This window comes from Streptomyces pilosus, assembly GCF_014649835.1.
Lineage (GTDB): Bacteria > Actinomycetota > Actinomycetes > Streptomycetales > Streptomycetaceae > Streptomyces > Streptomyces pilosus.
Genome location: NZ_BMTU01000005.1, coordinates 136,082 through 161,232, shown reverse-complemented (window position 1 = coordinate 161,232; position 25,151 = coordinate 136,082). Strand labels below are relative to the sequence as shown.

Below are 25,151 nucleotides of genomic sequence, written 5' to 3'. Positions count from 1 at the left end.
CCGGTCGTGTCGCCGGACGGGCCCCGCCGTCGATTCTGCTGCCAGGACCTGGGGGACCGACCGATTCGACGAAGGAGCTGGAACGTGGCGGCATTGGCACGCTGGTGCTATCGGCATCGGCTGGTGGTCCTGTTGCTGTGGGTGGGGGCGCTGCTCGGACTGGGGGTCTCGGCGAGCAGCGCGGGCACGAACTACGCGGAGGTGTTCTCCCTCCCGGACACCGACTCCAAGCGCGCGTACGACCTGATGGAGCGGGCGTTCCCGGACCGCGCGGGCGACACCGACACCGTGGTGTGGAAGGTCGAGGAGGGATCGGTCCGCGACGACTCCGTACGGTCCCGGATCGAGCCGGCGCTGGCGGAGATCGGACGCATGGAGGGCGTCGGCGACGTCGCCGGCCCGTACGGCGAGCGGGGCGCCGCGCAGGTCAGCGAGGACGGGCGGATCGCCTACGCCCAGGTCACGTTCGCCGAACAGGCGGACGCCGTGCCGAAGGAGCTGGTGCGGGACGTCGTCGACACCGCGCAGGGCGCCGCACGCGACGGGCTCCAGGTGGAACTGGGCGGCCAGGCCATCACGCGCGTGCAGGAGCCGCCGACGGGCACGGCCGAGCTGGTCGGCATCCTGGCCGCCGCCGTCGTGCTGTTCGTGGCCTTCGGATCGCTGTTCGCGATGCTGCTGCCGATCGTGGTCGCCGTCTTCGGCGTCGGCACCGGCATGTTCGGCACCCAGCTGATGGGCCACGTCACCGACGTCCCCGAACTCGCCTCCCTGCTCGCCACGCTGATCGGCCTCGGCGTGGGCATCGACTACGCGCTGTTCATCGTCACCCGGCACCGGCGCGGCATCCTGCGCGGCGCCGACCCGGAGGAGGCGGCGGTCACCGCCCTCGACACCTCCGGCCGGGCGGTGCTGTTCGCGGGCGGCACCGTGTGCATCGCGCTCGCCGGGATGCTGGTGACGAACCTGCGCTTCCTGGACGGTGTGGTCATCGGCACCTCGCTGACCGTCGTGCTGAGCGTGCTGGCCGCCGTCACCCTGCTGCCCGCGCTGCTCGGGCTGCTGGGCCACCGGGTGCTCAGCCGCCGCCAGCGCCGCCGGCTGGCGGCGCGGGGCCCGCAGGCCGAGGAGGTGAGCGGTCTCGCCGCGCGCTGGTCCGCCACCGTCGAACGCCGTCCGCGGTCCGTCGCCGTGCTGGCCGTCGTGCTGATGGCCGCGCTCGCGCTGCCGCTGCTGTCCCTGCGGCTGGGCACCGTGGACCAGGGCAACGACGACGCCTCCCTGACCACCCGGCAGGCCTACGACCTGCTCGCCGAGGGCTTCGGGCCCGGGTTCAACGGACCGCTCCAGGTGGTCGTGGACGGCGAGGCGTCCGACGCGCTGGTGACGGCGGTGCGGGAGACCGAGGGCGTCGCCCAGGTCGCCGCGGTGCCGCCCGCCAACGGTGTGAGCGTCATCCAGGTGATCCCCGAGACGTCACCGCAGGACGTGGAGACGGACCGGCTCATCGACGCGCTGCGCGAGGACGTCATCCCGGAGGCGGGTGTCGAGGCGCACGTCGGGGGCGTGACCGCGGTGTCGAAGGACTTCGCGTCGGTGACCGGCGACCGGCTGCCGCTGTTCATCGCCACGATCATCGGCCTGGGCTTCCTGCTCCTGCTGCTGGCGTTCCGTTCCGTCGTGGTGCCGCTGACGGCCGCCCTGATGAACCTGCTCGCGGCGGCGGCGTCCTTCGGCGTCCTCGTGGCGGTCTTCCAGTGGGGCATCGGCCTGGACGTGCTGGGCCTCGGCCAGGAGGGCCCCATCGCGTCCTTCCTGCCGATCATCATGCTGTCGCTGCTGTTCGGCCTCTCCATGGACTACCAGGTGTTCCTGGTGAGCCGGATGCACGAGGAGTGGGTGCACACCCGGGACAACGCCCGCGCGGTGCGCGTCGGCCTCGCGGAGACCAGCCGGGTCATCAACTCCGCCGCCCTGATCATGGTCTGCGTCTTCCTCGCCTTCGTGCTCAGCGGCGACTACGGAGCGGCCATGGCGGGCGTGGGCCTGGCCGCGGCGGTCGCGCTGGACGCGTTCATCCTGCGCACCGCGCTGGTCCCGGCCGTGATGCACCTGCTCGGCCGCGCCAACTGGTGGCTGCCGGCCGGACTCGACAAGCGGCTGCCGCACCTGGCGGTGGAACCCCGGGAGGACGCCGCCGCGCAGCCCGGCGCCGGGACACCGGCGGGGGAACCCGGCGGGCGCGACGGCGGCTCCTCGGTCGTCCACGGGTTCGTCCGCACCGTCGACGGCGAGCCCGTCGAGGGCGCGGACGTCACCCTGCTGACCTCGGGGGGCCGCAGGCTGGACCGGGTGGTCTCGCTCGCCGACGGCGCGTACATCGTCTCCGTACCGGCACCGGGCACCTACCTGCTCGCGGCCGCGGCGGACCCGCACGGCTCCCGCGCGACCCGCGTGACGGTGACGGACGGGCCGCTGGTGCACGACGTGGAGCTGGCGCCCGGTGAGGTGGACGCCGTCAGCTGACGGTGCCGGGGCGCTCGTCGTCGACGGGCGCCCCCTTCTCCGCGGGCGCCGCCTTCTCGGGCGCCTCCTGCCTCGCGGGGTCGGGAAGTGCCTTCGTCATCCCGGGCAGGAACTCCGTGAACAGTTCGTGCACCTCCCGGACCAGGGGCCGCAGCACCCGGAACCGGGCCAGGGCGACACCCCGCGCCGTGATCCGGGCCCCCCGCTCGGCGAGCCGGTAGCTGCGCTCGCGGCCCTCGGTCCGGTCGAAGATCCAGTACAGGCACAGCCCCATCTGCGACAGCCACATCAGCTCCGGCAGGATGTCGCGCAGCTCCTCGGGGACCTTGGTCCTCGTCCCGGCCAGCACCGCGCGGTGCACGCTGATCGCCTCCTGGCGGGCGTGCTCCGACTCGGGGGAGAAGGGGCTGAGCGGGCTGTCCGGGTCGGCGGCGTTCTTGAAGAACTGCACGGCGAACTCGTGGTACGGGGTGGCGATGTCCAGCCACGCCTTCAGCACGCCCGCGAGCCGGGCCTCCAGGTCGGTCTCCCGGGCCAGGACCTCCCGGGTCGCCACCTGGTGCTCGGCGGCGATCCGGTCGTAGAAGCCCTGGATCAGGTGCTCCTTGCCCTCGAAGTAGTAGTAGGCGTTGCCGACGGAGACCCCGGCCTCCTGGGCGATGGCCCGCATGGTCGTCCTGTCGTAGCCGCGCTCCTGGAACAGCCGCATGGCCGTCTGGAGGATGAGGGCGCGGGTCTGCTCGGACTTGCTGAGAGTGGCGCCGTCGTCGGGGCCGTCGTTCTTCGCGGGCACGGGAAGAGAGCCTAACGCCAGGGGAGGACGCCCCACGGCGCGGTGCGGGTGCCGGCGGCACAGCCGGGCGGGGTGCGGCTCCGGGGTCGCGCGGGTCCGCGCCCCTGGCGGCGGACCGGTGCCGGACGCGAGGTGGGAGGGGACTGCGGCACGGATCAGCCGCGGCCCGGGCCCCGCCTCAGTCGGCCTTGCGGGGCTGCCCGGCCTCCAGGATCCCGGCCACGTCCAGGGTGACCTTGGCGCCGATGGAGTCGGGGAGGGTGACCTGCTGGCCGGGGGAGTGGAAGCGGTGGGTGGCGTACTCGTTGCCGACCGGGTCGGTCAGGACGTGAACGCGCTGGTGCTCGCGGTCCACGACGACGTAGACGGGGACCTTGGCCTCGGCATAGGAGGCGACCTTGATCTTGAGATCGGTCTTCCAGTTGCTGGAGGTGACCTCCAGGACGAGGCGGAAGCAGGCCGGGTCGTAGGAGTTGTTCTCGATGAGGTGATCGTGGAAGTCCGCGTCCACCACCGCGAGATCAGGGATTGCGTAGTCCTCGGTGCCGGACGGCAGCCAGAGGCCGATACCCTGGACCACCTTCGCATCCGGGCCGTGCAAGCCGGCGGCGGCGAACGGCAACATGAGGTCGGTCAGGACTACGGCGTGCGGGCCGTCCGGGGGCGGGGTCACGAGGAGCTGGTCTCCGATGATCTCGACGCGGTAGCCCGGAAGGCGGTCCATGAGAAGGTTCGCCTCCGCGATCAGCGGACGCTCGTCGTGGGACCGGTCGACGTGGGGCCGCTCGACGGATGCTGCGGACATCGCGTGCCTCCTGGGGGCTGGTGTCGAGACCATCATCGTAGGGCGGATGCCGCTCCCGCGTCCGTCCCGGGCCCGTTCACCCCATCGGGTGGCATATGCCAGAGGGCCCCGTCTCCAGCGGAAACGGGGCCCTCGCGGGTACTGCGGCGTACCTCAGTAGCGGCGCGTGATCAGCGCACGCTTCACCTCGGCGATCGCCTTCGTGACCTCGATGCCGCGCGGGCAGGCGTCCGTGCAGTTGAAGGTCGTGCGGCAGCGCCAGACGCCGTCGCGGTCGTTGAGGATCTCCAGGCGCTGCTCCCCGGCCTCGTCACGCGAGTCGAAGATGAAGCGGTGCGCGTTGACGATCGCGGCCGGGCCGAAGTACTGCCCGTCGTTCCAGAACACCGGGCACGACGACGTGCACGCGGCGCACAGGATGCACTTGGTCGTGTCGTCGAAGCGCTCGCGGTCCTCGGCGGACTGCAGCCGCTCGCGCGTCGGCTCGTTGGTCTCCTTCGTGATCAGGAAGGGCATCACGTCCCGGTACGCCTGGAAGAACGGCTCCATGTCCACGACCAGGTCCTTGAGGACCGTCAGGCCCTTGATGGCCTCGATCGTGATCGGCTTCTCCGGGTTGATGTCCTTGATCAGCGTCTTGCACGCCAGGCGGTTCTTGCCGTTGATCCGCATGGCGTCGGAGCCGCAGATGCCGTGGGCGCAGGAACGGCGGAACGTCAGGGTGCCGTCCAGATCCCACTTGATCTTGTGCAGACCGTCGAGGACGCGCTCCTTGGGGTCGATCTCCATCTGGAAGTCTTCCCAGGTCGCCTCCGCCGAGACCTCCGGGTTGAACCGGCGGATCCGGAAGGTGACGGTGATGTAGGGGGAGTCGGCGGCGCCGGGCTCGGGGGAACCGGCCGCGTCCGCCTTGTCCAGAACAGGGGTAGCCATCAGTACTTACGCTCCATCGGCTGGTAGCGGGTCTGGACGACCGGCTTGTAGTCCAGACGGACGGTCTCGGTGCCGTCGGCGCCGACCTCGCGGTACGCCATCGTGTGGCGCATGAAGTTGACGTCGTCGCGGTTCGGGTAGTCCTCGCGGTAGTGACCGCCGCGGGACTCCTTGCGGGCCAGTGCCGAGACGGCCATGACCTCGGCCAGGTCGAGCAGGTTGCCCAGCTCGACAGCCTCCAGCAGGTCGGTGTTGAACCGCTTGCCCTTGTCCTGGATGGCGACGTTCTTGTAGCGCTCGCGCAGCTCGGCGATCTTCTCGACCGCCGTCTTGATCGTCTGCTCGGTGCGGAACACCATGACGTTGGCGTCCATGGTCTCCTGCAGCTCGCGGCGGAGCTCGGCCACCCGCTCGCTGCCGGTGGAGGAGCGCAGCCGCTCGATCTGCCCGACGACGAGGGACTCCGGGTTCTCCGGCAGCTCGACGAAGTCCGCGCTCTGCGAGTACTCCGCCGCCGCGATGCCCGCCCGCTTGCCGAACACGTTGATGTCCAGCAGCGAGTTGGTGCCCAGACGGTTGGCGCCGTGCACCGACACGCACGCGACCTCGCCGGCCGCGTACAGGCCGGGGACGACGGTGGTGTTGTCCGCCAGCACCTCGCCCTGGACGTTGGTCGGGATGCCGCCCATCGCGTAGTGGGCGGTGGGCTGGATCGGGATCGGGTCCGTGTAGGGCTCGATGCCGAGGTAGGTCCGCGCGAACTCCGTGATGTCGGGCAGCTTGGCGTCCAGCTGCTCCGGCGGGAGGTGGGTGAGGTCCAGGAAGACGTGGTCGCCCTCGGGGCCGCAGCCGCGGCCCTCGCGGATCTCCGTGTAGATGGAGCGCGAGACGACGTCGCGCGAGGCGAGGTCCTTCATGACGGGCGCGTACTTCTCCATGAAGCGCTCGCCGTCCTTGTTGCGCAGGATGCCGCCCTCACCGCGGGCACCCTCGGTGAGCAGGATGCCCATCCGCCAGATGCCGGTCGGGTGGAACTGGAAGAACTCCATGTCCTCCAGCGGCAGCCCGCGACGGTAGACGGCCGCCTGGCCGTCACCGGTCAGCGTGTGCGCGTTCGACGTCACCTTGAAGAACTTGCCGGTGCCGCCGGACGCGTAGATCACGGCCTTCGCCTGGAAGACGTGGATCTCGCCGGTGGCCAGCTCGTAGGCGACCACGCCGGCGGACTTCTTGACGCCGTCGACCTCGGTGATCAGCTGGTCCAGGACGTAGAACTCGTTGAAGAACTCCACGCCCTCCTTGACGCAGTTCTGGTACAGCGTCTGGAGGATCATGTGGCCGGTGCGGTCGGCCGCGTAGCAGGAGCGGCGGACCGGGGCCTCGCCGTGGTTGCGGCTGTGACCGCCGAAGCGGCGCTGGTCGATGGTGCCGTTCGGGGTCCGGTTGAACGGCAGGCCCATCTTCTCCAGGTCGAGGACCGAGTCGATGGCCTCCTTCGCCAGGATCTCGGCGGCGTCCTGGTCGACCAGGTAGTCACCGCCCTTGACCGTGTCGAAGGTGTGCCACTCCCAGTTGTCCTCCTCCACGTTGGCCAGCGCGGCGGCCATGCCGCCCTGCGCGGCGCCCGTGTGGGAGCGGGTGGGGTAGAGCTTGGTCAGGACGGCGGTGCGGCTGCGCTTCGTCGACTCGATGGCCGCGCGCATGCCCGCGCCGCCGGCGCCGACGATGACGGTGTCGTACTTGTGGATCTTCATATCTCTCGCAGCCCCGTGCCTAGCGGATGTTCGGGTCGAAGGTGAAGATCACCAGCGTGCCCAGCAGGATGGTGAACACCGTGGCGGTGTAGAGCAGGCCCTTGAGCCACAGCCGGGTGTTCGGCCGCTCCGCGTAGTCGTTGATGACCGTGCGCAGGCCGTTGGCGCCGTGCAGCATCGCCAGCCACAGCATCAGCAGGTCCCAGACCTGCCAGAACGGCGAGGCCCAGCGGCCGGCCACGAAGGCGAAGCCGATCTTGGAGACGCCGCCGTCCAGCACCAGCTGGATCAGCAGGTGGCCGATGACGAGGACGACCAGGACGACGCCGGACAGGCGCATGAACAGCCAGGCGGCCAGCTCGAAGTTGCCCCGGGTGCTCTTCGGGGTCTTCTTCGTCCGCTTCCGCGGCGGCTCGATGACCGGCGCCGGGTTGTCGACGGAGTAGAGCGAGGCGCCCTCGACGGGGCCGACGCCCGAGGCGTTGGTTTCAGTGGTGGACATGGGCGTCAGCTCCCGAACAGTTCACGAGCGGCGTGGCCGAGGACGGGGTAGATCGCCCCGAGCATCAGCACGGCCCACAGGGCGACGACGGTCCAGAGCATCTGCTTCTGGTAGCGGGCGCCCTTGACCCAGAAGTCGACGGCGATGACACGCAGGCCGTTGAGCGCGTGGAAGAGGATCGCGGCGACGAGGCCGTACTCCAGCAGCGCGACGATCGGCGTCTTGTACGTGGCCACGACGGTGTCGTAGGCCTCGGGGGACACGCGCACGAGAGCGGTGTCCAGCACGTGAACGAACAGGAAGAAGAAAATGAGGACGCCGGTGACTCGGTGAGCCACCCAGGACCACATTCCTTCCCGGCCGCGGTACAGCGTTCCAGCCGGCACGGAAATTTCCTCCGGGAGCGGGGGTCGGGGCCGCGCCGGCTTTCCTTGTCGGTCGGGCCCGGCCGGGTACGGTCCACCGGCCCCCAGCATGGTAGCGACGAGTGTCCGTGGTGCTTACAGGGGGCCTGCCGGTGTGATCAAACTTGCACTCGAAGGGGTGCGGAGCGCCGCTCCCGGAGGCGGCGGGCGCGGTCGGGGAGCGCCGGCGGCGGCCCGGGGCGGCGGGCGCGGTCAGTGGCCGGGCACGGCGCGGTGAGGGCTGTTCGCGCAGTTCCCCGCGTCCCCGAGCATGGTCTCCAGCCGCCCTCTGGCCAGCCGGCGGAGCTGCTCCGCGGCGACCACCCGCTCGTCCTCGGGATCGTTCGCCAATCGTGACCGGATGTCCTCCAGGACGCGGTCCAGGGTTTCCTCCTCGGGCACGCCGTCCAGGGAGATGACGAACACGTGTCCGAACTTGGTCTCGTAGGCCGCGTGGGCCGCGCTCAGGGCGGTGTGGGCGGCCGTGTAGGTGCCCTCGGGGAGGGCGGGCAGGGATTCCGCCGTCAGGGCCTCGGCGAGCTCCTTGGCGGAGAGGTCGTACGCGGCCTCGTCCGCGGCCGCCAGGAGGGAGGCGGTATCCGGATAGGGGCGGTGGCCGGCGACGCGCAGCGCCCAGCGCAGGCTGTGCAGACAGGCCAGCAGGTCGCGCTCGGCGTCCTGGGCGGGTGCGGCGTTGAACCGCTCCAGCGGGGACGGGGTGCCGGGCGCGCCGCGGGCCTGCACGGGTATGGCGACTCGGCCGGGGAGGTCTGGGAGACGGTGCACGGGCAGCGTGGTCCTCGTGGGCGTCGCGTGTGTGTCGGTGGAAGATGCTGTGAGAGTTGTGACGACACGTTACCGAGTACGCCCGCGACGTGTCCGATCGGTACCCGATGTTCACCCGCACGGTGGGGTTTGGGGCCGGCTCGTGGACGCCTCTCACCCGAACGGGTCGTACGTTGGCGGAGTGAGTCAGCACAGGCAGCGCAGGCAGAGTCAGCACCGGCGTCGCTCGGTGGCGGGGGCGGCACGGGGGCGGCGGGTGCCGGTCGCGGCGGTCGCCGCGGGCGTGCTGGTGGCCGCGTCCGGCCTGGGCATCGGGCTGTGGGCGACCTCGGGCGACGGCGGCCCCTCCGCGGACTCGGCGGCGGCGTCCTCCACCCGGAGCCCGAGCCCCACCCGCTCCTACCCGCTGTCGCAGGCGCCGCGCACCATACCCGCGGTCCGCGAGCACACGGCGGAGCGCGGCCCGGGCTGGCGTCCGGCGCGCGGGCACCGGGTGGTCGTGGCCGATCCGGCGCTGGCCGACGAGGGCCGGCTGATAGCCGGCGAGCTGGGACTGACGTACGCGGGGGAGCGGGACGACGAGCGGGACGGGGACCTGCGGCTGGAGCTGAACCGCGACGCGGGCGCGAACCCCGAGTCGTACACGATGACCGTACGGGGCGGACGGGTGACCGTGGCCGCCCCCGCGGAGGCGGGCGTCTTCTACGGCACCCGCACGCTCAAGCAGGAGACGAAGGGCGCCGGCACCGCCCCCGAGGGCGTGGTGCGCGACGAGCCGGCCAAGCAGCGGCGCGGGTTGATGCTGGACATCGCGCGCAAGCACTACAGCGCCGACTGGATCGAGGACCGGGTCCGCGAACTCGGCGACCTGAAGTTCAACGAGCTCGGCCTGCACTTCTCCGACGACCAGGGCTTCCGCATCGAGTCCGGCACGCACCCGGAGATCGTCTCCGCGCAGCACCTGACCAAGGCGCAGGTGAAGAGGATCGTCGACCTGGCGGCGAGCCGGCACATCACCGTCGTCCCCGAGATCGACTCGCCCGGGCACCTCGGCGCGGTCCTCGCCGCCCACCCCGACCTCCAGCTCCGCGACGCGAGCGGCCGTGCCGTGCGCGGCGCGATCGACATCTCGAAGCCGGCGTCCGCGGAGATCGTCGACGACCTGCTGGAGGAGTACGCCGGGCTCTTCCCCGGCGGGCGGTGGCACCTCGGCGGCGACGAGTACCAGGCCCTGGTGGTGTCCGACCCCGAGGCGTCGTTCCCGGGCCTGGCCGCCGCCGCACGGAAGAAGTACGGCTCCGGCGCGACCGTCGAGGACCTGACCACGGGGTGGCTGAACGACCGGGCCGCCACCGTCCGTGCCCTCGACCGGGTGCCCCGCGCCTGGAACGACGGGTTCTTCCGGGGCGGTTCGGTGCGGGCCGCCGAGGACATCGAGGTCGCCTACTGGACCGGCAAGGAGATCGGCGCCCGGCAGCCGGCCGAGTACCTGGCCGAGGGCCGCCAGGTGATCAACTACAACGACGAGTTCCTCTACTACGTGCTCGGCGAGCCGCTGACCTTCGTGTACCCGACGGGAGAGCGGATCTACGAGCAGTGGACGCCGCTGGTGCTGCGCGGCACCACCCCCGTCCCGGAGCGGTACGACGACCGGATCCTCGGCGGCTCCTTCGCCATCTGGGGCGACCTGCCCCGCTCCCAGACCCAGGAGCAGATCGCGGCCGGCATCCGGATGCCGCTGCGGGCGACGGTGCAGAAGCTGTGGGACCCGGACGAACCCGAGCTGTCCTGGGCGGAGTTCCGCGGGCTGGCGGACCAGCTGGACTGACCCCGGTGCTCCCGCGCGCCCCCGGACGGGGCCGCGGATTGCCGGATATGCCTGCGAACCCCCGTACGACTGTGGTGGTGTTTCGGGTGATCGGAACCGACGCACCGGGGGGAACACCAGCACATGGGCTACTGGGGGTATTTCGTCGTGGGCCGCGGGGAGCGGCCGCTCGCCGAGCTGGACGCGCTGGCCGGCGCGGCCGACGGCATGACCCTGCGCACCTCCGCGCCGGACGGGTGGCAGGTGTGGGAGTACCCGGGCGGTGGGGGCGACATCGGCAACATGAACGACCTGGCCGGCGAGACCGGGGCGCCCGCGCTGTTCGGGTACGTCATGGACAGCGACTGCGTGGTCGTGGAGGCGGCGTCGCCGGAGAGCGGGGCGTGGACGACCTGCCTGGCGCGGACCGCCATGGCCGGTTACCTCGAAGGGCAGCAGGAGGGGCTGACCGTCGACGACTACTTCCTGGAGCCCGCGGACGCCGCCGAGCGGGCGGTCTTCTGGGCCGAGGAGGCGGGGCACACGGTGTCCGCGGCGGAACTCGCCGAGGTGCTGGCCGCCGACCCCGACCCCGTGGCCGAAAACCTCTTCTTCCGTCTCCTCGACCGGCTCGGTGTGGTGCCCGAGTGACACTCCCGGCCCGTCGCACGCAGTAAGGGGAAATGCGGGCTCCGTGAGGCGTGAGGCCCGTACAGGGCCTCATCGGGGGGCCTGTGACGACCCGCAGAGGGAGGCGTGGATGAGCCTGGTGGAGTTGATCGCGCAGGCCGACGAGCGCGGGCTGACCGTGAGCGGGTTGGCTTGTTTGGATCGGTGCGTGCCGTTGCTCGGTGGCGACGACGAGGCGGTACGCCCGCTGTGGGCGAGCCTCGCGGAGGACGCCGCCCCCGGCGACTGGGCCGAGCGGCTGGAGCAGACGCGCGTCAGGCTGGACGCGACGGCCGACGGCGCGCGGGACTGCGTGGCGGAAGCGCGGCGGATGCTCGCCACCGCCCCCGCGGAGCGCTCCGGTGCCGGGCTGCGGGAGTGGGCCGACGCCTGCTCCCTCGGCGCGCTGCGCATCCACCGGCTGCTGGACGGCGCCGTCGCCGGTGACGCCGGGCTCGCGGACGCCTGCCGTGAGGGTCCCGCGGACGGCCTGTCACCGCTCCTCGCCGCCGAACTGCGCCGCCAGACCGCTGTCCTGGAACTGATGTCCGCCCATGGTCCGGCGGGACTGCGCGGCGCGCTGGAGGTGTCGACGGAGGGCCGGCGGGTGCTCCGCGCCGCGGTGTCCCGCCGCAGCCGCAGGGACGGCTGAGGCGCGGCGGGACCGTCACGGCCGGCAGGTCCTGTGACCGTGCCGGGGTGGTCCTGCACCCGTGGGGTCACCTCCCGGAATCCGGGTGACGAAACGGTTCGCCGCAGCGCTCTTGAAGATGTGACGACTGCGACGACTGTGACGACACAGCAGGAGACCAGGCCCTCGGCCGCGACGAAGCCGGTCCGCTGGGCGGCGGACGCGGTGGCGGCGATGCGCGAGGGGGCGCGGCTGCGCCTCGACTACTCGGCGCGCAGCCTGTGGAGCGTCGACCGGATGATCGAGGACATCCGCCGGGAGGCCGCCCCGTACGCCGCCGTGGAACTGGTGCTGCGCGGATTCGGCGCCTACGCGGGGGAGGTGATCGCCCGTCAGGCCGGAGCCGAGTGGTGGGCCTCCGGCGGCGACCACTGGATCCGCACCCCGGACGGGCGCCTCTGGGACCCGATCGACGAGGCCCGCCGCTGCTACACGGGCGAGGGGTCCCTGCGGCTGCTGTGCCGTGACGCCTGTGACGGGGAGCAGCGGCCGTGATCCCCTGACCCGCCGCACGAGGCGTCTGACGAGCTGTGACACATTCGTCGCGCCCGACGCTGATGACCGTGGGGGTGTGAGGCCGTCGGACGTGCTCACGCCAAGCGAGCTCGACGCGCTGCCCGCTCGGTACGGACAAGGACGGTTCTTGGGCCACGGAGGGGAATCCCGCCGCACACAGGCGTACGACGGGGAACTGGGCGCGGCCGTCGCGCGGGCCCAGAAGGGGGACGAGTCCGCCTTCGCCACGGCCTACCGGCTCGTCCATCCGGGGCTGCTCGGCTACGTGCGCGGGCTGGTCGGGGACGACGCCGAGGACGTGATGTCGGACGCCTGGCTGGAGATCGCCCGGGACCTGGGGAGGTTCCGGGGCGACGGGGCCGGCTTCCGGGGCTGGACGGCGACCATCGCCCGGCACCGGGCCCTGGACCACCTGCGCCGGCAGCGGGCGCGGCCCCGGCCGTCGGCGCTGGAACAGGACGTCCTGGACCTGCCCGGACCGCAGAACACCCATGACCAGGCCATGGAGGCCCTGTCCACCGAGTACGCGCTCGAACTGGTCGGCGGCCTGCCGCGCGACCAGGCCGAGGCGGTGCTGCTGCGCGTGGTCGTCGGCCTCGACGGCCCCGCCGCCGCGCGGGTCCTCGGCAAGCGGCCGGGCGCAGTACGGACGGCCGCGTACCGGGGGCTGAAACGGCTGGCGCGGCAGCTCGGCGTCGACGGTGTGACGGATGAGGCGCCGAAGACGCTGGGTGGATCGGCATGAACGTCGGCCGGCCCGCGACCCCCGGAGGGCGGCGCGGCGACACGCGGCCCGGGCCGTCCGGGCCCGGCGGCCCGCGGCGGCCCCCGCGGGCCGGGCGCTGAACAGGCCGGACACGCGGGACGTATCCGTCGGTCCGGGCGGGCACCACCTGCGCGGCCCGGGCCGGAAGCGGCCGCCCGGGCCGGGAGTCCCGGACGGGCCGGGCAGGGCCTCGCGGGACCGGACAGGATCGAGCAGGGACGGGAACGGACATGGGTGAACGGCGGAGCGACGACGACGGCGGACGGACCGGCCGTCGGCGTGTGCACCCCGGGAGCACACCGGCCGCGCGGAGCGGTCCCGGCCCCGCGCCCGGCGGTGGGGCCGCCGTCGACGATGCCGGCCTGGAGGCGCTGCTCGCCGCCGCCCTGATCCGCGAGGGCGTGGACGCCGGGGCGGAACAGCGGGCCGTCGCCGCGTTCCTGGCGGCGCGGGACACCGGAGCGCACGGCGGGCGCACCCGGCGCCGGGACGACTGGCGGGCCCGCCGGCGCCGGCTCGGCGGCGTCCCGCTGAAGACCACGCTCTCCGTCCTGGCCGCCGGCTTCACCCTGAGCGGTGTCGCGGTCGCCGGGATCGGCGCGACCGACCCGTCACCGGACCGCCCCGCGCGCGACACCGGGAACACCCACGCGTCCCCGGGCGCCACCACCCCGCCCGCCCCCGGCTCCGCCGCCCCGAACGCCGGTTCCGGCCGGGCGGAAACGGGCCGCCCCGCGAGCTCCCGGGACACCGAGGCCGAGTGCCGCACCCTCGGGCGGGCGGGGGAGCGCGGCGGGGCCCCGGCGTCGGCGGCCGGGAAGCGGCTCGCGGAGGCCGCGGGCGGGCCGGCGCGCGTCGAGGCCTACTGCGCGGAACTGCTGGAAACCGCGCGGCGGGAGGCCGAGCGGCCCGCACAGGACACGGCGCGGCAGTCCGGGAGTCCGGCGTCGCCGGGGAGGCAGGGCACCGGCCGGCCGGGCGGGACCGGAAACGGTTCCTCCGGCGACGCGGGCCGCGAGGCGAACGGGGGCCAGGGCGGTGCCCCGGGCGGCGGTCAGGGCAACGGATCGGGCGGCGGTGCGGGCGGACCCGCCGAGCCGGGCACCGGGAACCCGTAACGTGCGCCGCCTCACGGCGGTTACCGGGAAGACAGGAAAAGACGCGCTCACGCCGCCGTCGCCGAGGCAACGGCCGAGGCCGCCACCCCCCACAGGAGAGGCCCCGGCCGTCGCGCGGCACGGGCCGCGCGGCGACCCGTACCCTCTACAGCGCCATGAGTGCGTTTTCTGTCACACCATCCTGTGTCACGGGTTAGTTGCATCTTGGACGGACATGGACGGGGAGAGGAATCAGGCCGTAACGTGCCTTTCGCGCCAGGCCGCGACGGACACCTGACCACGAACCGGTCCGCGGCCCACGACCGCAACCACTGATCGAGCAACCACGACGGCGAGCAACCCGGTCCGCGTAAGCGGCGCCGGATGAGGCGCAGAAGGGCGCGCGCGGGTGCTGGGGGACGACGCGGAGCTGACCGCCGCGGTGCGTGCGGCACAGCGGGGGGACGAGACCGCCTTCCGGACTGTGTACCGCGCGGTGCATCCGCGGCTGCTGGGATACGTCAGGACACTGGTCGGCGAGCCCGACGCGGAGGACGTGACGTCCGAGGCCTGGTTGCAGATCGCCCGTGACCTGGAGCGGTTCACCGGGGACGCGGACCGGTTCCGCGGCTGGGCCGCCCGCATCGCCCGGAACCGGGCCCTGGACCACATACGGATGCGGGGGCGCCGCCCCGCGATCGGCGGCGACGAGACCGAACTGACCGGGCGCCCCGCCGAGTCCGACACCGCCGGCGAGGCGATGGAGGCACTGGCCACCGACGGCGCGTTCTCGCTGATCTCCCGGCTCCCCCACGACCAGGCAGAGGCCGTCGTGCTGCGGGTGGTGGTGGGCCTCGACGCCAAGACCGCCGCCGAGACGCTGGGCAAACGCCCCGGTGCCGTCCGTACCGCCGCGCACCGTGGCCTGAAACGACTGGCCGAGTTGCTGGGTGACGATCCGGAAGCCCAACCGGAATCCGCCGGGGTTCTCGACGCCCTTCCGCCCCAGCGAGAACCACGCCGTCGTACGGTGACGTCCGCGAGTGTGACGCAGATGCGAGCGAGGACGCAGAAGGACATGTGATGGCCGATGAGCAGCACCGGTGGCTGGACCGAGGGACGGCGGAGCGTCTGCTGAACGGAGAGCCACCAGAAGCTGCCGACCCCGCCACCCGTGACCAGGCCGAACGGCTCGCCGGAACACTCCGCGCGCTCTCCGCCCCACCCCCTTCGGCCGACGGCGAGCTCCCCGGGGAAGCGGCCGCGCTGGCCGCCTTCCGCGCACACCGGAGGGAACGCCGGGAACCGGCCCACCCGGACACCACGGACGGGGCGGCGGGCTCCGACGTCGCGCTGGTCCGTCTCGGCGCCCCCCACGGCGATGGTTCCGGAACGCCGGGGGGACGCCGCCCGCCGCGATCCCTGCGGCTCGGTCTTGCCGCCGCACTCGTCGCCGGCACGGTCGGCGGCGCCGCCGTCCTGGCCGGTGCCGGGATCCTGCCCACGCCGTCCGGCGGCACGGGAGGGGACCCGGCCGCCTCCACGAGCGCCCCGCATCCCGAACAGCCCCTGCTGTCGCCCCCGCCGCACGCCGGCCGGGCGACACCCGGGGGAAGGCAGCCGCAGGGGCCGTCCGGCCCGGGCGAGGACGGCGCGGGGGTCCGGCCGGACGCCGACCCCGGTACGGGCGGGCCGCTCACGCCCGGGCAGCCCGGCCCGGACTCCGGCGATCCGGCGGCCCGTTCCGGCCGCGGTGGGAAGCAGCTCCTCGCGGCCTGCCGTGCCTGGCGGGACGGGAAACACCTGAACGGCGAACGCCGACGGCTCCTCGAGGAGGAGGCGGGCGGTCCCGCCCGGGTCGGCGGGTACTGCCGGGCCACGCTGGCGGACGGCAACGGCAACGGCAACGGCAACGGCAATGGCGCCGGCTCCGGCACCGGATCCTCGGTCCGCGAGGGCACGGGCGACACCCGCGAAGCCGAGGCCGGGACCGACGGCAGGGGCCAGGGGAACAAGAACGACGGCGGCAGCACGGACAACGGCAAGAACAACGGCGGCAGTACGGACAACGGCAAGAACACCGGCGGCAACCAGGGCAAGAGCGACAAGAAGGGGCAAGGCGCCAGCCAGGGGAAGGGATCCGGGAAAGCCCAGGGAAACGGCTCGTGACCTGCGCTTCAACCGTTCGCTGAGATCCCTTCGCCGCCAGGTGTGACACTTCCGGCCCGTGTGACGCAGTAATGAGTGAGCCGACTGGTCATCGGCCGTCGCACGGAGCCGGGGTTCCCCCCGTACCCACGGCTCGTGCACCCGGCGCGGGCGGGACACGTTCCCCCGGTCCCGCCCGCGCCCATCTCACCGGTGGACGACGACCCGGTCGCCGTCCCTCACCTGCTCGTACAGCCGTGCGATCGCCTCCTCGTCCCGTACGTTGACGCAGCCGTGCGAGGAACCGGCGTACCCCCGCGCGGCGAAGTCCGCCGAGAAGTGCACGGCCTGGCCGCCGCTGAAGAACATGGCGTACGGCATGGGCGAGTCGTAGAGCGTGGACACGTGGTGCCGGGACTTCCAGTAGATCCGGAAGACGCCCTCGCGGGTCGGCGTGTACTCGGAGCCGAAGCGCACCGGCAGCGTCGACACCGTCCGCCCGTCGACCATCCAGCGCAGGGTGCGGCTCGTCTTGCTGATGCACAGCACCCGGCCGGTCCGGCACCGGGGATCGGGCGCGTCGGCCGGCTGACCGCCCATCAGGTACAGCTCCCACCGGCCCGGCTCGCGCGTCATCGCGACCAGCCGCTGCCAGGTGGCCCGGTCGGTCACCCCGGTGGCCGGCAGCCCGCGCCGGCCCTGGAAGCCCCGGACCGCCTTCGCCGTCAGGTCGTCGTAGGTCCCGGTGGGCCCGTGGAAGATCCAGGCGACCTGCCGCAGCCGCGCCTGGAGCTCACGCACGTCCCGTCCGGAGTCCCCCGGTGACCACAGCACGCGCGAGGCCGGGCGCGGCGAGGCCGGACCGCCGCGGGCGGACGGCTTCCCGGCGCCGTCCGGCGCCCGCGACGGCGCCGGCGCGCCGGACGGCGTCCGGCTCGGCACCTCGATCCGCACCGGCGGCCCGCCCTCCCCGTCGGCGCCCGCCGGCCGCACCGTGCAGCCGGCCGCGCCCGCCGCGAGGGCGGTCAGCGCCGCGAGGACGGCGATCCCGTGCCTCCCCGTGCCCGTACCCCGCACTCGAACCCCCCTCGTCCCGCCGGCCGTGCGCCCGGTCGTCACCTGAGGTGTACCCCTGAGGTGACCGCCGCCGAACAAAGGGGCATGGTGGTGAGTGACCGGAAGACGAGGGCCGGGGTGGACCCTGTGAGCGGGGTCCCACCGCGGCTGTGAGGAAGGTCCCAGCGTGCGCCCCTCCACCGGGCCGCACGCGCACCGCTACAGTCCGTCGAAGGGTCGGCCAGTACTGGTGAGTAACTGACGGGTAACGGGCGATCAGGTCGAGCAACGCCGCTCAGCGGGAGGCATCACACCATGGCGCGCGAGTCGGGCAGTGCCCGGTCCACCGAGAGTGGACTGCCCATCGAACCGGTCTACGGGCCGGACGCCCTCGAGGGCTGGGACCCGGCCGGGAAGCTGGGCGAGCCGGGGGCGTACCCCTTCACCCGGGGCGTGTACCCGACGATGTACACGGGCCGGCCGTGGACGATGCGCCAGTACGCCGGCTTCGGCACGGCGACGGAGTCCAACGCCCGCTACAAGCAGCTCATCGCCAACGGCACCATGGGGCTGTCGGTCGCCTTCGACCTGCCCACCCAGATGGGCCACGACTCCGACGCCCCGATCGCCTCCGGCGAGGTCGGCAAGGTGGGCGTCGCCATCGACTCCATCGACGACATGCGGGTGCTGTTCGGCGGCATCCCGCTGGACCAGGTCTCCACGTCGATGACGATCAACGCCCCCGCCGCCCTCCTGCTGCTCCTCTACCAACTGGTCGCCGAGGAGCAGGGCGTGAGCGCCGACAAGCTCACCGGCACGATCCAGAACGACGTGCTGAAGGAGTACATCGCGCGGGGCACGTACATCTTCCCGCCCAAGCCCTCGCTCCGGCTGATCGCCGACATCTTCAAGTACTGCCGGGCCGAGATCCCGAAGTGGAACACCATCTCGATCTCCGGCTACCACATGGCGGAGGCGGGCGCGTCCCCCGCGCAGGAGATCGCCTTCACCCTCGCCGACGGCATCGAGTACGTCCGCACCGCGGTCGCGGCCGGCATGGACGTCGACGACTTCGCCCCGCGCCTGTCGTTCTTCTTCGTGGCCCGCACGACCATCCTGGAGGAGGTCGCCAAGTTCCGGGCGGCCCGCAGGATCTGGGCGCGGGTGATGAAGGAGGAGTTCGGCGCGAAGAACCCCAAGTCGCTGATGCTGCGCTTCCACACGCAGACGGCCGGGGTGCAGCTGACGGCGCAGCAGCCCGAGGTCAACCTGGTCCGCGTCGCCGTCCAGGGCCTGGGCGCGGTGCTCGGCGGCACGCAGTCGCTGCACACCAACTCCTTCGACGAGGCGATCGCCCTCCCCACCGACAAGTCCGCCCGCCTGGCCCTGCGCACCCAGCAGGTCCTCGCCTACGAGACGGACGTGACGGCGACGGTCGACCCGTTCGCCGGCTCCTACGTCATCGAGAGGATGACCGACGACGTCGAGGCGGCGGCGCTGGAGCTGATGGGCAAGGTGGAGGACCTCGGCGGCGCCGTCAACGCCATCGAGCACGGCTTCCAGAAGAGCGAGATCGAGCGCTCCGCCTACCGCATCGCCCAGGAGACCGACTCCGGCGAGCGGGTCGTGGTCGGCGTCAACCGCTTCCAGCTCGACGAGGAGGAGCCCTACGAGCCCCTGCGCGTCGACCCCGCCATCGAGGCCCAGCAGGCCGAACGCCTCGCCCGGCTCCGCGCGGAACGCGACCAGCAGGCGGTCGACTCGGCGCTGGCGGCCCTGCGGAAGGCCGCCGAGGGCGAGGACAACGTCCTGTACCCGATGAAGGACGCCCTCAAGGCCCGGGCCACGGTCGGCGAGGTGTGCAACGCGCTGCGGGAGGTCTGGGGCACGTACGTGCCGAGCGACGCGTTCTGATCCGCCCTCTCGCGGGCTGAGACCCCTGGCGGGAGTGCCGCACCCCCGTGCGACACTCCCTCCATGTTCGGCGTCATCGACCTCCCCACCTACCTGGCGGGCCTGGCCCTCATCATCCTGCTGCCCGGCCCCAACTCGCTCTACGTCCTGTCCGTCGCGGCCCGCAAGGGCGTCCGTACCGGCTACGCGGCGGTGGCCGGCGTGTTCACCGGCGACGCCGTGCTGATGACGCTCGCGGCGCTCGGCGCGGCCTCGGTGCTCACCACGACCCCCCTGCTGTTCCTGGTGGTGAAGTACGCGGGCGCCGGCTATCTGGCGTGGATGGCGTACGGCATGCTGCGCTCGGCGTGGAGCATGTGGAAGGCGCACGACGGGCCGGCGGCGGAGGACGGGACGCCCGAGGCCGCGCCCGCCGGCGAGGAACACCCCTACCGCCGTGCCCTGGTGGTGTCGCTGCTCAACCCGAAGGCGATCCTCTTCCTGATCTCCTTCTTCGTGCAGTTCGTGGACCCCGGTTACGCGCACCCCGCGCTGTCGTTCGTGGTCCTCGGCGTCCTGCTCCAGACCGCCAGCTTCCTGTACCTGTCGCTGCTGATCTTCGGCGGCACCCGCCTGGCCGACCTGTTCCGCCGCAGGCGGCGGCTGGCGGCGGGGGCCACCTCGGCGGCGGGCGCCCTGTTCCTGGGGTTCGCGGCGAAGCTGTCCCTGGCGGGCTCGTAGGCCCCTCCCGGCCGGCCGGGACCCGGCACGGGGCCCGCCCGGCCGGACTCAGCGCGCCGGCGTCCGGGAGAACACCGTCCGCAGCCGCGGCGTCAGCGGCTTCTCGACGAACCGGTGCAGCAGCCACGCCAGCAGCAGCATCGTCCCCACGGTCAGCGCGAACGTCGCCGCCGACGGCACGTGCAGCTCGCGGTGCAGCGCGTGGATCACCACCCAGCCCAGGTGCTCGTGGACCAGGTAGAAGGGGTACGTGAGCGCCCCGGCCACCGTGAGCCAGCGCCAGTCGGCCCGGCTCAGCCACCCGAGGGCGATCGCCGCCACCGCCGCGAAACCGGCGGCGACGACCAGGACGATGCCGAACGTGGTGCGGTGGGCGAAGGCGTCCGGGTCGGAGGCGTTCCACAGCTCGCCCACCGCGTAGTGCTGCCCGACCAGGAAGCCGGCCACCGTGATGCCCCAGCCGTGGGCGTCCCGGCGGTCGCGGTGGACCAGGTACAGGCCGATCCCGCCGATGAAGAACGGGGCGTACTCCGGCATCAGCACCAGGTCGAGCAGTGGTTCGCGGGCGGCCCGGGCGAGCACGGACGCCAGCAGCCAGCAACCGCAGAACAGCAGGACCCGCCGGCGGTTCGCGCCGGGCAGCACGACGAACAGCGCGAACAGCGCGTAGAAACGCAGCTCCACCCACAGCGTCCAGCACACGCCCAGCACCCGGTCCGCCCCCAGCGGCTGCTGGAGCATCGTCAGGTTGACGAGCGCGTCGCTCGGCGACACCGCGTCGTAGGCGACCACCGGCAGTGCGAACACGGCCGTGACCAGGACGACCGCCACCCAGTAGGCGGGCATCAGCCGGGAGACGCGGGAGGCGAGGAACGACGTCGGGGTCCGCCCCCAGCCGCTCATGCAGATCACGAACCCGCTGATCACGAAGAAGACCTGCACCCCGAGACAGCCGTAGGAGAACACCGTGTGCAGGGTCGGGAACTGCTGCTGGGCGGAACTGCCCCAGGCCTCGGTGACCTCGCCGCCGCGCCCGCCGTAGTGGTACGCCGCCACCATCAGCGCGGCCACCAGCCGCAGCCCGTCCAGGGCGCGCAACCGCGCCGGGGCGGCGACGCGCACCGCGGGGGCCGGCGTGGGGGCCGGCGCGGGGGCCTTCGCGCCCGGCCGCGCTGTCGACGTGCTGACGACCGTCTCGGTCACGCTCGTACCACTCCTCGGACCGGGGGACGGTCGGTTCTGGTGCAGCGGAATACGCGCACGGAAAGGACGGGCTGTTTTGCCGGCGGAATCGCTGAAAATCATGGCACGGAACACGGCGGCCGAGCGGTGACGGGAAAATGAACGAACAGCGGTGCGGGAAAAGGCGCGGCCGTCCGTTCACATCGGCGTCACCGGACGGCAATTCAGCGTTTCACCGAGCGCCGGATCGCCCGCGCCCGCCGCACCACGGTGCGGGCCGCGGGGCTCCGCGGCAGGAAGGCCAGCCGTTCCGGAATACCCCCGGGCAGCCCCAGCGATGTCAGCCGGCGTTTCTTGAAATACCGCCAGGTGCGGTCGTCGAGGCGGCTGCGCAGATACTCCTCGGCCGCCGGTCGCAGTTCCGGCAGGATCCTCGGCTGCATCACGAAGCCGACCGCCCGCACCAGTGCGGCGAGCGACTCGGTGTCCGTGCCGGGCCGCTCCCCGGCGCCGCCGGCGTCGGCGGGCTCCGGCAGGAGCGCGTCGACGAGGGTGACGGGGACCCGGTTGCTGTTCTCGTACGGCGTCAGCCGCTCCAGCAGCGTCCCCGTGCCCACCCGGGCCACCGGCAGCCCGTACAGCCGGGACGCGGTGAGCAGGGCGGTCGAGAAGCAGCCGACCACCAGCGCCGGGCGCATCCGCCGGTACAGCACCTCCGCCAGGACCGGTGTGTCCACCACGGTGAGGTCGACGCCGAGCCGTTCCGCCTCTCCCTCCAGGGTGCGGGCGTACCGGGCCGGGGCGGTGGGGTGCGGCTTGAAGACCACCCGCCGGTGGCCCAGGCCGGCGGCGCCCCTCAGCATCCGTACGTGCAGGTCCTCCTCCTCCTCGGCGGAGAGGATGCCCAGCGCCGACAGGTACTGGCCCAGCAGCAGCGCGGGCGCCTCGACACCGGGCAGTCCGGCACCGGTGCCGTCCAGTTCGGCCAGCACCCGCAGGAACGCCTCCGTCGGGACCAGTTCCGGCTCCACCCCGAACTCCGTCAGGAGCAGCGGCCGCAGCCCCGGCACCAGATCGAGGTGGAGCAGCCGCTCCACGCGCGTGCCGACCAGCGGGTCGATCTTGTTGCGGGTGGGGCCGTAGCTCATCAGGCCGTCCGCGTAGACGGTCACGGGCGCGTCGGTGAAGATCTGCGCCACCCCGAGCGCCGGATGGACCTGTATCGACTCCACGGCGAGCGACACGTCGTCCCCGCCCAGACCCCAGGCCAGCCGCAGGTGCCGCTCCCACATCGGGAGGTCGTCCTGGCGCGGGGCCCAGCCGCCGGGGTGGTGGGGGAAGATCGTCTCGTTCCACGACACCACGTCGTCGAACCGGTCGCGCAGGTGCTCGAACCCCGGCATCGCGTCCACGGCCGGCGTCGTCTCCGGCGTCGCCGCGTTGTTGGACACCAGCAGCACGCGCCGGTCGGCGGGCGCGAAGCGGCCCGCGTCCAGGGCGGCGGCCAGCGTGGCGGTGCCGTACAGCGTCGACGCCAGGAAGATCTGTGTGGTCATGCCGCGACCTCCGCGGCCCGCACGGGACGGCGGCGCAGCCGGCGCAGCCGGGTGGCCCGCGCGGTGTCCATCGACGCCAGCGCCTCGTCGAGCACGTCCTGGGGCATCCGCCGCAGCGCGGCCGTGCTCATCGCCTTCAGTTTCCGGGCCACGGGTGCCTCGAACCTCTCCACGGAACCGAGATGGTGGGCGATGATCGCGCAGTAGGTGCGCACCGCCTTCGGCAGCAGACGCGCCGCGTCGGGGTCGGCGGCGGTCTCCTCCACCACCTGGTCGAAGGCGCGGACGAAGTCGAGCTGACGGTCGTCCCCGATCTGCGTCAGCGACGAGGACACCCCCCGCCGGTAGAACACGCCGAGCAGACCGGTCACCGCGAAGGACTCCGCCTCCCGGTGCAGCCTCCAGATCCACGGACGGTCCTCCGCGGTGCGCAGCCCGTCCGTGAAGTGCAGCAGGCCGCGGTCGGCCAGCCGGCGGTGGTAGACGCCGGCCCAGGCGTACGCGTAGTCGACGGAGGTGGGCCGGTGGGCGGGCAGGATGGCCTCGCGCGGGGACAGCACCACGTTCCGGCGGCCGTGCGGCACCCGCTGCACGGAGCGGCTGCGCGCCGTGCACTGCACGTGGTCCGTGCGCACGAAGTCGCAGCCGAGCCGCTCGATCACGCCGACCAGCCGGTCGTAGTGGCCGGGCGCCAGCCAGTCGTCGCCGTCCAGGAACGTCAGGTACTCCCCGCGGGCGGCGTCGATACCGGTGTTGCGGGCGGTCGCCAGCCCGCCGTTCCGTTCGTGTCTGACCAGTACCGCCCCCGGCAGTTCGGACTCCGCGCGCGCGAGGAGATCCGCGGTCCCGTCGGTGGAGCAGTCGTCGACGAGAACGAATTCGAAGTCGTCACGCGCGTTCGCACGCAGACTGCGCAGGGCATCGGGGACGTATTGCCGGACGTTGTAGAACGGCACGATGACGGAGAGCTTGGGCACGCCCCAGACATTAGAAGACGGCCCGGCCCGTGGATTTACCCGCTCCTTGATTTCCGGTGAACGGCACATGGTGAAGCGGTGAAGCGCGCCCCGTTTCGCGGTCCCGGCGGCCCGATTCGCCATTCGGCGTTGCGCTGTTAACCCTTTGTTGTGTTCGGGTTGGGCCGTTTATCGGAATCGATTCCTAGCGTCTTCGGCGTGCCAGCAAGTGCAACGAAGCCTCTCAGGGTCGCGGTTCTCGCGGATTCCGACACCCGGTGGAAATGGGGCGCGCTCACCGCGTCCCGCGTCGCGCCGCGGGACATCCGGACGGACGGATACCTCCTGCGGGGCCGCGCCACGCCCACCGCCCGCCAGCTCGGCGAGGTCGGCGTCCGCGCGGACTCCCTCCGCGAGGTCACCGCGGCCGGGTTCCTGCGCGCCGTGCGCGAGGAGCCGTACGACCTCCTCGTCCTCGCCCTGGTCGGCGGCGGTGTGCAGGCGATGCTGCACGGGCTGAAGCGTGTGTGGGAGGGCCGGGCCGACCGGCCCGTCGTCGTCACCGGCTACGTCGGCGTCGTCTACGAGAAGCTCGCCGACGGTCTGCTGCTGCGCCACGGCGCCGACCTGGTGCTCGCCAACTCCCGCCAGGACGCGGAGCGTTTCCGTGCCGTGTACGAAGGGGTGGGCGCCGACGCCGGCTCGGTCACCGAGGTGGCCCTGCCGTTCCTCGGCGGTGCCCCCTACACCGGCGGACACGAGCGGTACACGGTGGTGTTCGCCGCCCAGCCGTCCGTCCCGGGCAGCCGCGCGGACCGGACGTACCTGCTGGACCGGCTGGTCGGGCACGCCCGTCTGCACCCCGGGCGCGAGGTGCTGCTGAAGCTGCGCTCCAAGCCCGGCGAACACACCACCCACATCGAGGAACTGCCCTACCAGAAGCTCGCCCGGCGCCACGACCTCCCGCCCAACTTCCGTCTGGTGTACGGGCACATGGGTGAGGTGCTCGACCGGACCGACCTCCTCGTCACCGTCAGCTCCACGGCCGCCCTGGAGTCGCTGCACCGCCGCATCCCCACCGCGGTCCTCACCGACCTCGGCGTCCGGGAGTCGCTCGGCAACCACCACTTCGTCGGCTCCGGATGCCTCGCCTCCTGGGACCGGCTCGACGCCGGCCACCGCCCGGAGCCGGACGAGGAGTGGGTGGCCCGGCAGGGCGTCGCCGGCGGGGGAGACGCGTACGAGAAGGCCTTCGACACCGCCCGCGCCCGCATCGCCGCTCTCCTCGCCCGCCCCGGCGGACTCCCGCCGCTGACCCCGTACTACACACCCGGCACCGCGCCCGGCTACCTGCCCGGCATCCTCGCCCGCCACCACCTCGCCCCCGACGGCACACCCCTGCCCGGCGCGCCCGCCGCCGGCGGGGAGCCGGGACCGGTCCGGCAGATCGTGCGCCGGGCGGCGCGCGGCGCCTACCGGCACGGAGTGCAGCGCGTGGCCCCGGTGATCCGCCGGATGGGCGAGCTGTGACCGCCCCCGCCGCCGACCCCCGCCCCGACCGAGGAGCCGA

At 72.8% G+C, this 25,151-nt stretch carries 23 protein-coding genes; 12 read left to right on the top strand and 11 right to left on the bottom strand.

The window, feature by feature from the left end; genetic code table 11:
* Positions 1–93 precede the first annotated feature (93 nt).
* A complete protein-coding gene (locus IE118_RS14530) occupies positions 94–2,526 on the top strand; it encodes an MMPL family transporter (protein ID WP_189558643.1) in 2,433 nt (810 codons plus the stop codon).
* On the opposite strand, the gene IE118_RS14525 is transcribed toward IE118_RS14530, so the two are convergent.
* From IE118_RS14525 to IE118_RS14495, 7 genes are all read right to left on the bottom strand, one after another.
* Entirely contained in the window at positions 2,519–3,319 is an 801-nt protein-coding gene (locus tag IE118_RS14525; RefSeq protein ID WP_189558306.1) for a TetR/AcrR family transcriptional regulator, read from the bottom strand. The genes IE118_RS14530 and IE118_RS14525 overlap by 8 nt on opposite strands.
* 178 nt (positions 3,320–3,497) lie before the next feature.
* A complete protein-coding gene (locus tag IE118_RS14520) occupies positions 3,498–4,124 on the bottom strand; it encodes a Uma2 family endonuclease (RefSeq protein WP_189558305.1) in 627 nt (208 codons plus the stop codon).
* Positions 4,125–4,277: 153 nt separating this feature from the next.
* Positions 4,278–5,057, bottom strand: a complete 780-nt coding sequence (locus IE118_RS14515; RefSeq protein ID WP_189558304.1) for a succinate dehydrogenase iron-sulfur subunit — start codon at positions 5,055–5,057, stop codon at positions 4,278–4,280.
* The gene (gene sdhA / locus IE118_RS14510) at positions 5,057–6,811 is read right to left on the bottom strand and encodes a succinate dehydrogenase flavoprotein subunit (RefSeq protein ID WP_189558303.1); all 1,755 of its coding nucleotides are present in this window, start codon (positions 6,809–6,811) and stop codon (positions 5,057–5,059) included. The genes IE118_RS14515 and sdhA overlap by 1 nt, the downstream gene beginning before the upstream one ends.
* 19 nt (positions 6,812–6,830) lie before the next feature.
* Positions 6,831–7,313, bottom strand: coding sequence for a succinate dehydrogenase hydrophobic membrane anchor subunit (locus IE118_RS14505; protein ID WP_189558302.1), 483 nt, complete (start codon positions 7,311–7,313; stop codon positions 6,831–6,833).
* Positions 7,314–7,318: 5 nt separating this feature from the next.
* On the bottom strand, positions 7,319–7,699 hold the full coding sequence (gene sdhC / locus IE118_RS14500; RefSeq protein ID WP_189558301.1) for a succinate dehydrogenase, cytochrome b556 subunit: 381 nt from the start codon (positions 7,697–7,699) through the stop codon (positions 7,319–7,321).
* Between the two features lie 231 nt (positions 7,700–7,930).
* Complete coding sequence (locus tag IE118_RS14495; RefSeq protein ID WP_229846809.1) at positions 7,931–8,503, bottom strand: 2-oxo-4-hydroxy-4-carboxy-5-ureidoimidazoline decarboxylase; 573 nt, start codon at positions 8,501–8,503, stop codon at positions 7,931–7,933.
* A 256-nt stretch (positions 8,504–8,759) separates the two neighbouring features.
* Between IE118_RS14495 and IE118_RS14490 the strand changes: the two genes are divergently transcribed.
* From IE118_RS14490 to IE118_RS14455, 8 genes are all read left to right on the top strand, one after another.
* Positions 8,760–10,331, top strand: coding sequence for a beta-N-acetylhexosaminidase (locus tag IE118_RS14490; protein ID WP_229846834.1), 1,572 nt, complete (start codon positions 8,760–8,762; stop codon positions 10,329–10,331).
* 123 nt (positions 10,332–10,454) lie between these two features.
* On the top strand, positions 10,455–10,961 hold the full coding sequence (locus IE118_RS14485; RefSeq protein WP_189558299.1) for a hypothetical protein: 507 nt from the start codon (positions 10,455–10,457) through the stop codon (positions 10,959–10,961).
* 109 nt (positions 10,962–11,070) lie between these two features.
* A complete protein-coding gene (locus IE118_RS14480) occupies positions 11,071–11,631 on the top strand; it encodes a hypothetical protein (RefSeq protein ID WP_189558298.1) in 561 nt (186 codons plus the stop codon).
* A gap of 138 nt (positions 11,632–11,769) precedes the next feature.
* The gene (locus IE118_RS14475) at positions 11,770–12,165 is read left to right on the top strand and encodes a hypothetical protein (RefSeq protein WP_189558297.1); all 396 of its coding nucleotides are present in this window, start codon (positions 11,770–11,772) and stop codon (positions 12,163–12,165) included.
* A 148-nt stretch (positions 12,166–12,313) separates the two neighbouring features.
* The gene (locus IE118_RS14470) at positions 12,314–12,931 is read left to right on the top strand and encodes an RNA polymerase sigma factor (protein ID WP_189558296.1); all 618 of its coding nucleotides are present in this window, start codon (positions 12,314–12,316) and stop codon (positions 12,929–12,931) included.
* Between the two features lie 251 nt (positions 12,932–13,182).
* The gene (locus IE118_RS14465; protein ID WP_189558295.1) at positions 13,183–14,070 is read left to right on the top strand and encodes a hypothetical protein; all 888 of its coding nucleotides are present in this window, start codon (positions 13,183–13,185) and stop codon (positions 14,068–14,070) included.
* Positions 14,071–14,458: 388 nt separating this feature from the next.
* Positions 14,459–15,133 carry an RNA polymerase sigma factor gene (locus IE118_RS14460; protein ID WP_189558294.1) on the top strand — a complete coding sequence of 225 codons (675 nt, stop codon included), beginning with the start codon at positions 14,459–14,461 and terminating at the stop codon, positions 15,131–15,133.
* Complete coding sequence (locus IE118_RS14455) at positions 15,133–16,218, top strand: hypothetical protein (protein WP_189558293.1); 1,086 nt, start codon at positions 15,133–15,135, stop codon at positions 16,216–16,218. Before IE118_RS14460 ends, IE118_RS14455 begins: the two co-directional genes overlap by 1 nt.
* 186 nt (positions 16,219–16,404) lie before the next feature.
* Here IE118_RS14455 and IE118_RS14450 read toward each other — a convergent pair whose 3' ends face one another.
* A complete protein-coding gene (locus tag IE118_RS14450; protein WP_229846808.1) occupies positions 16,405–17,274 on the bottom strand; it encodes a L,D-transpeptidase family protein in 870 nt (289 codons plus the stop codon).
* 294 nt (positions 17,275–17,568) lie between these two features.
* On the opposite strand from IE118_RS14450, the gene IE118_RS14445 reads away from it, so the two are divergent.
* Both IE118_RS14445 and leuE read left to right on the top strand, forming a co-directional pair.
* Positions 17,569–19,167: an acyl-CoA mutase large subunit family protein gene (locus IE118_RS14445; protein WP_189558292.1), complete on the top strand. Its 1,599-nt coding sequence runs from the start codon at positions 17,569–17,571 to the stop codon at positions 19,165–19,167.
* A 63-nt stretch (positions 19,168–19,230) separates the two neighbouring features.
* A complete protein-coding gene (gene leuE, locus IE118_RS14440; RefSeq protein WP_189558291.1) occupies positions 19,231–19,887 on the top strand; it encodes a leucine efflux protein LeuE in 657 nt (218 codons plus the stop codon).
* 48 nt (positions 19,888–19,935) lie between these two features.
* Here leuE and IE118_RS14435 read toward each other — a convergent pair whose 3' ends face one another.
* The 3 genes from IE118_RS14435 to IE118_RS14425 form a co-directional block, all read right to left on the bottom strand.
* On the bottom strand, positions 19,936–21,090 hold the full coding sequence (locus tag IE118_RS14435; protein ID WP_189558290.1) for an acyltransferase family protein: 1,155 nt from the start codon (positions 21,088–21,090) through the stop codon (positions 19,936–19,938).
* 203 nt (positions 21,091–21,293) lie between these two features.
* A complete protein-coding gene (locus IE118_RS14430) occupies positions 21,294–22,625 on the bottom strand; it encodes a polysialyltransferase family glycosyltransferase (RefSeq protein ID WP_189558289.1) in 1,332 nt (443 codons plus the stop codon).
* Entirely contained in the window at positions 22,622–23,602 is a 981-nt protein-coding gene (locus IE118_RS14425; RefSeq protein ID WP_189558288.1) for a glycosyltransferase family 2 protein, read from the bottom strand. The genes IE118_RS14430 and IE118_RS14425 overlap by 4 nt, the downstream gene beginning before the upstream one ends.
* Positions 23,603–23,800: 198 nt before the next feature.
* On the opposite strand from IE118_RS14425, the gene IE118_RS14420 reads away from it, so the two are divergent.
* Positions 23,801–25,111, top strand: coding sequence for a DUF6716 putative glycosyltransferase (locus IE118_RS14420; RefSeq protein ID WP_189558287.1), 1,311 nt, complete (start codon positions 23,801–23,803; stop codon positions 25,109–25,111).
* Positions 25,112–25,151 lie beyond the last annotated feature (40 nt).

Excerpts from the sequence above, each read along its gene's own strand:
- IE118_RS14485 (WP_189558299.1), top strand. The coding sequence starts at position 10,455 with ATGGGCTACTGGGGGTATTTCGTCGTGGGCCGCGGGGAGCGGCCGCTC.
- IE118_RS14455 (WP_189558293.1), top strand. The coding sequence starts at position 15,133 with ATGGCCGATGAGCAGCACCGGTGGCTGGACCGAGGGACGGCGGAGCGT.
- IE118_RS14520 (WP_189558305.1), bottom strand. The coding sequence starts at position 4,124 with ATGTCCGCAGCATCCGTCGAGCGGCCCCACGTCGACCGGTCCCACGAC.
- leuE (WP_189558291.1), top strand. The coding sequence starts at position 19,231 with ATGTTCGGCGTCATCGACCTCCCCACCTACCTGGCGGGCCTGGCCCTC.
- IE118_RS14480 (WP_189558298.1), top strand. The coding sequence starts at position 11,071 with ATGAGCCTGGTGGAGTTGATCGCGCAGGCCGACGAGCGCGGGCTGACC.
- IE118_RS14505 (WP_189558302.1), bottom strand. The coding sequence starts at position 7,313 with ATGTCCACCACTGAAACCAACGCCTCGGGCGTCGGCCCCGTCGAGGGC.
- IE118_RS14515 (WP_189558304.1), bottom strand. The coding sequence starts at position 5,057 with ATGGCTACCCCTGTTCTGGACAAGGCGGACGCGGCCGGTTCCCCCGAG.
- IE118_RS14430 (WP_189558289.1), bottom strand. The coding sequence starts at position 22,625 with ATGACCACACAGATCTTCCTGGCGTCGACGCTGTACGGCACCGCCACG.
- sdhA (WP_189558303.1), bottom strand. The coding sequence starts at position 6,811 with ATGAAGATCCACAAGTACGACACCGTCATCGTCGGCGCCGGCGGCGCG.
- IE118_RS14445 (WP_189558292.1), top strand. The coding sequence starts at position 17,569 with ATGGCGCGCGAGTCGGGCAGTGCCCGGTCCACCGAGAGTGGACTGCCC.
- IE118_RS14465 (WP_189558295.1), top strand. The coding sequence starts at position 13,183 with ATGGGTGAACGGCGGAGCGACGACGACGGCGGACGGACCGGCCGTCGG.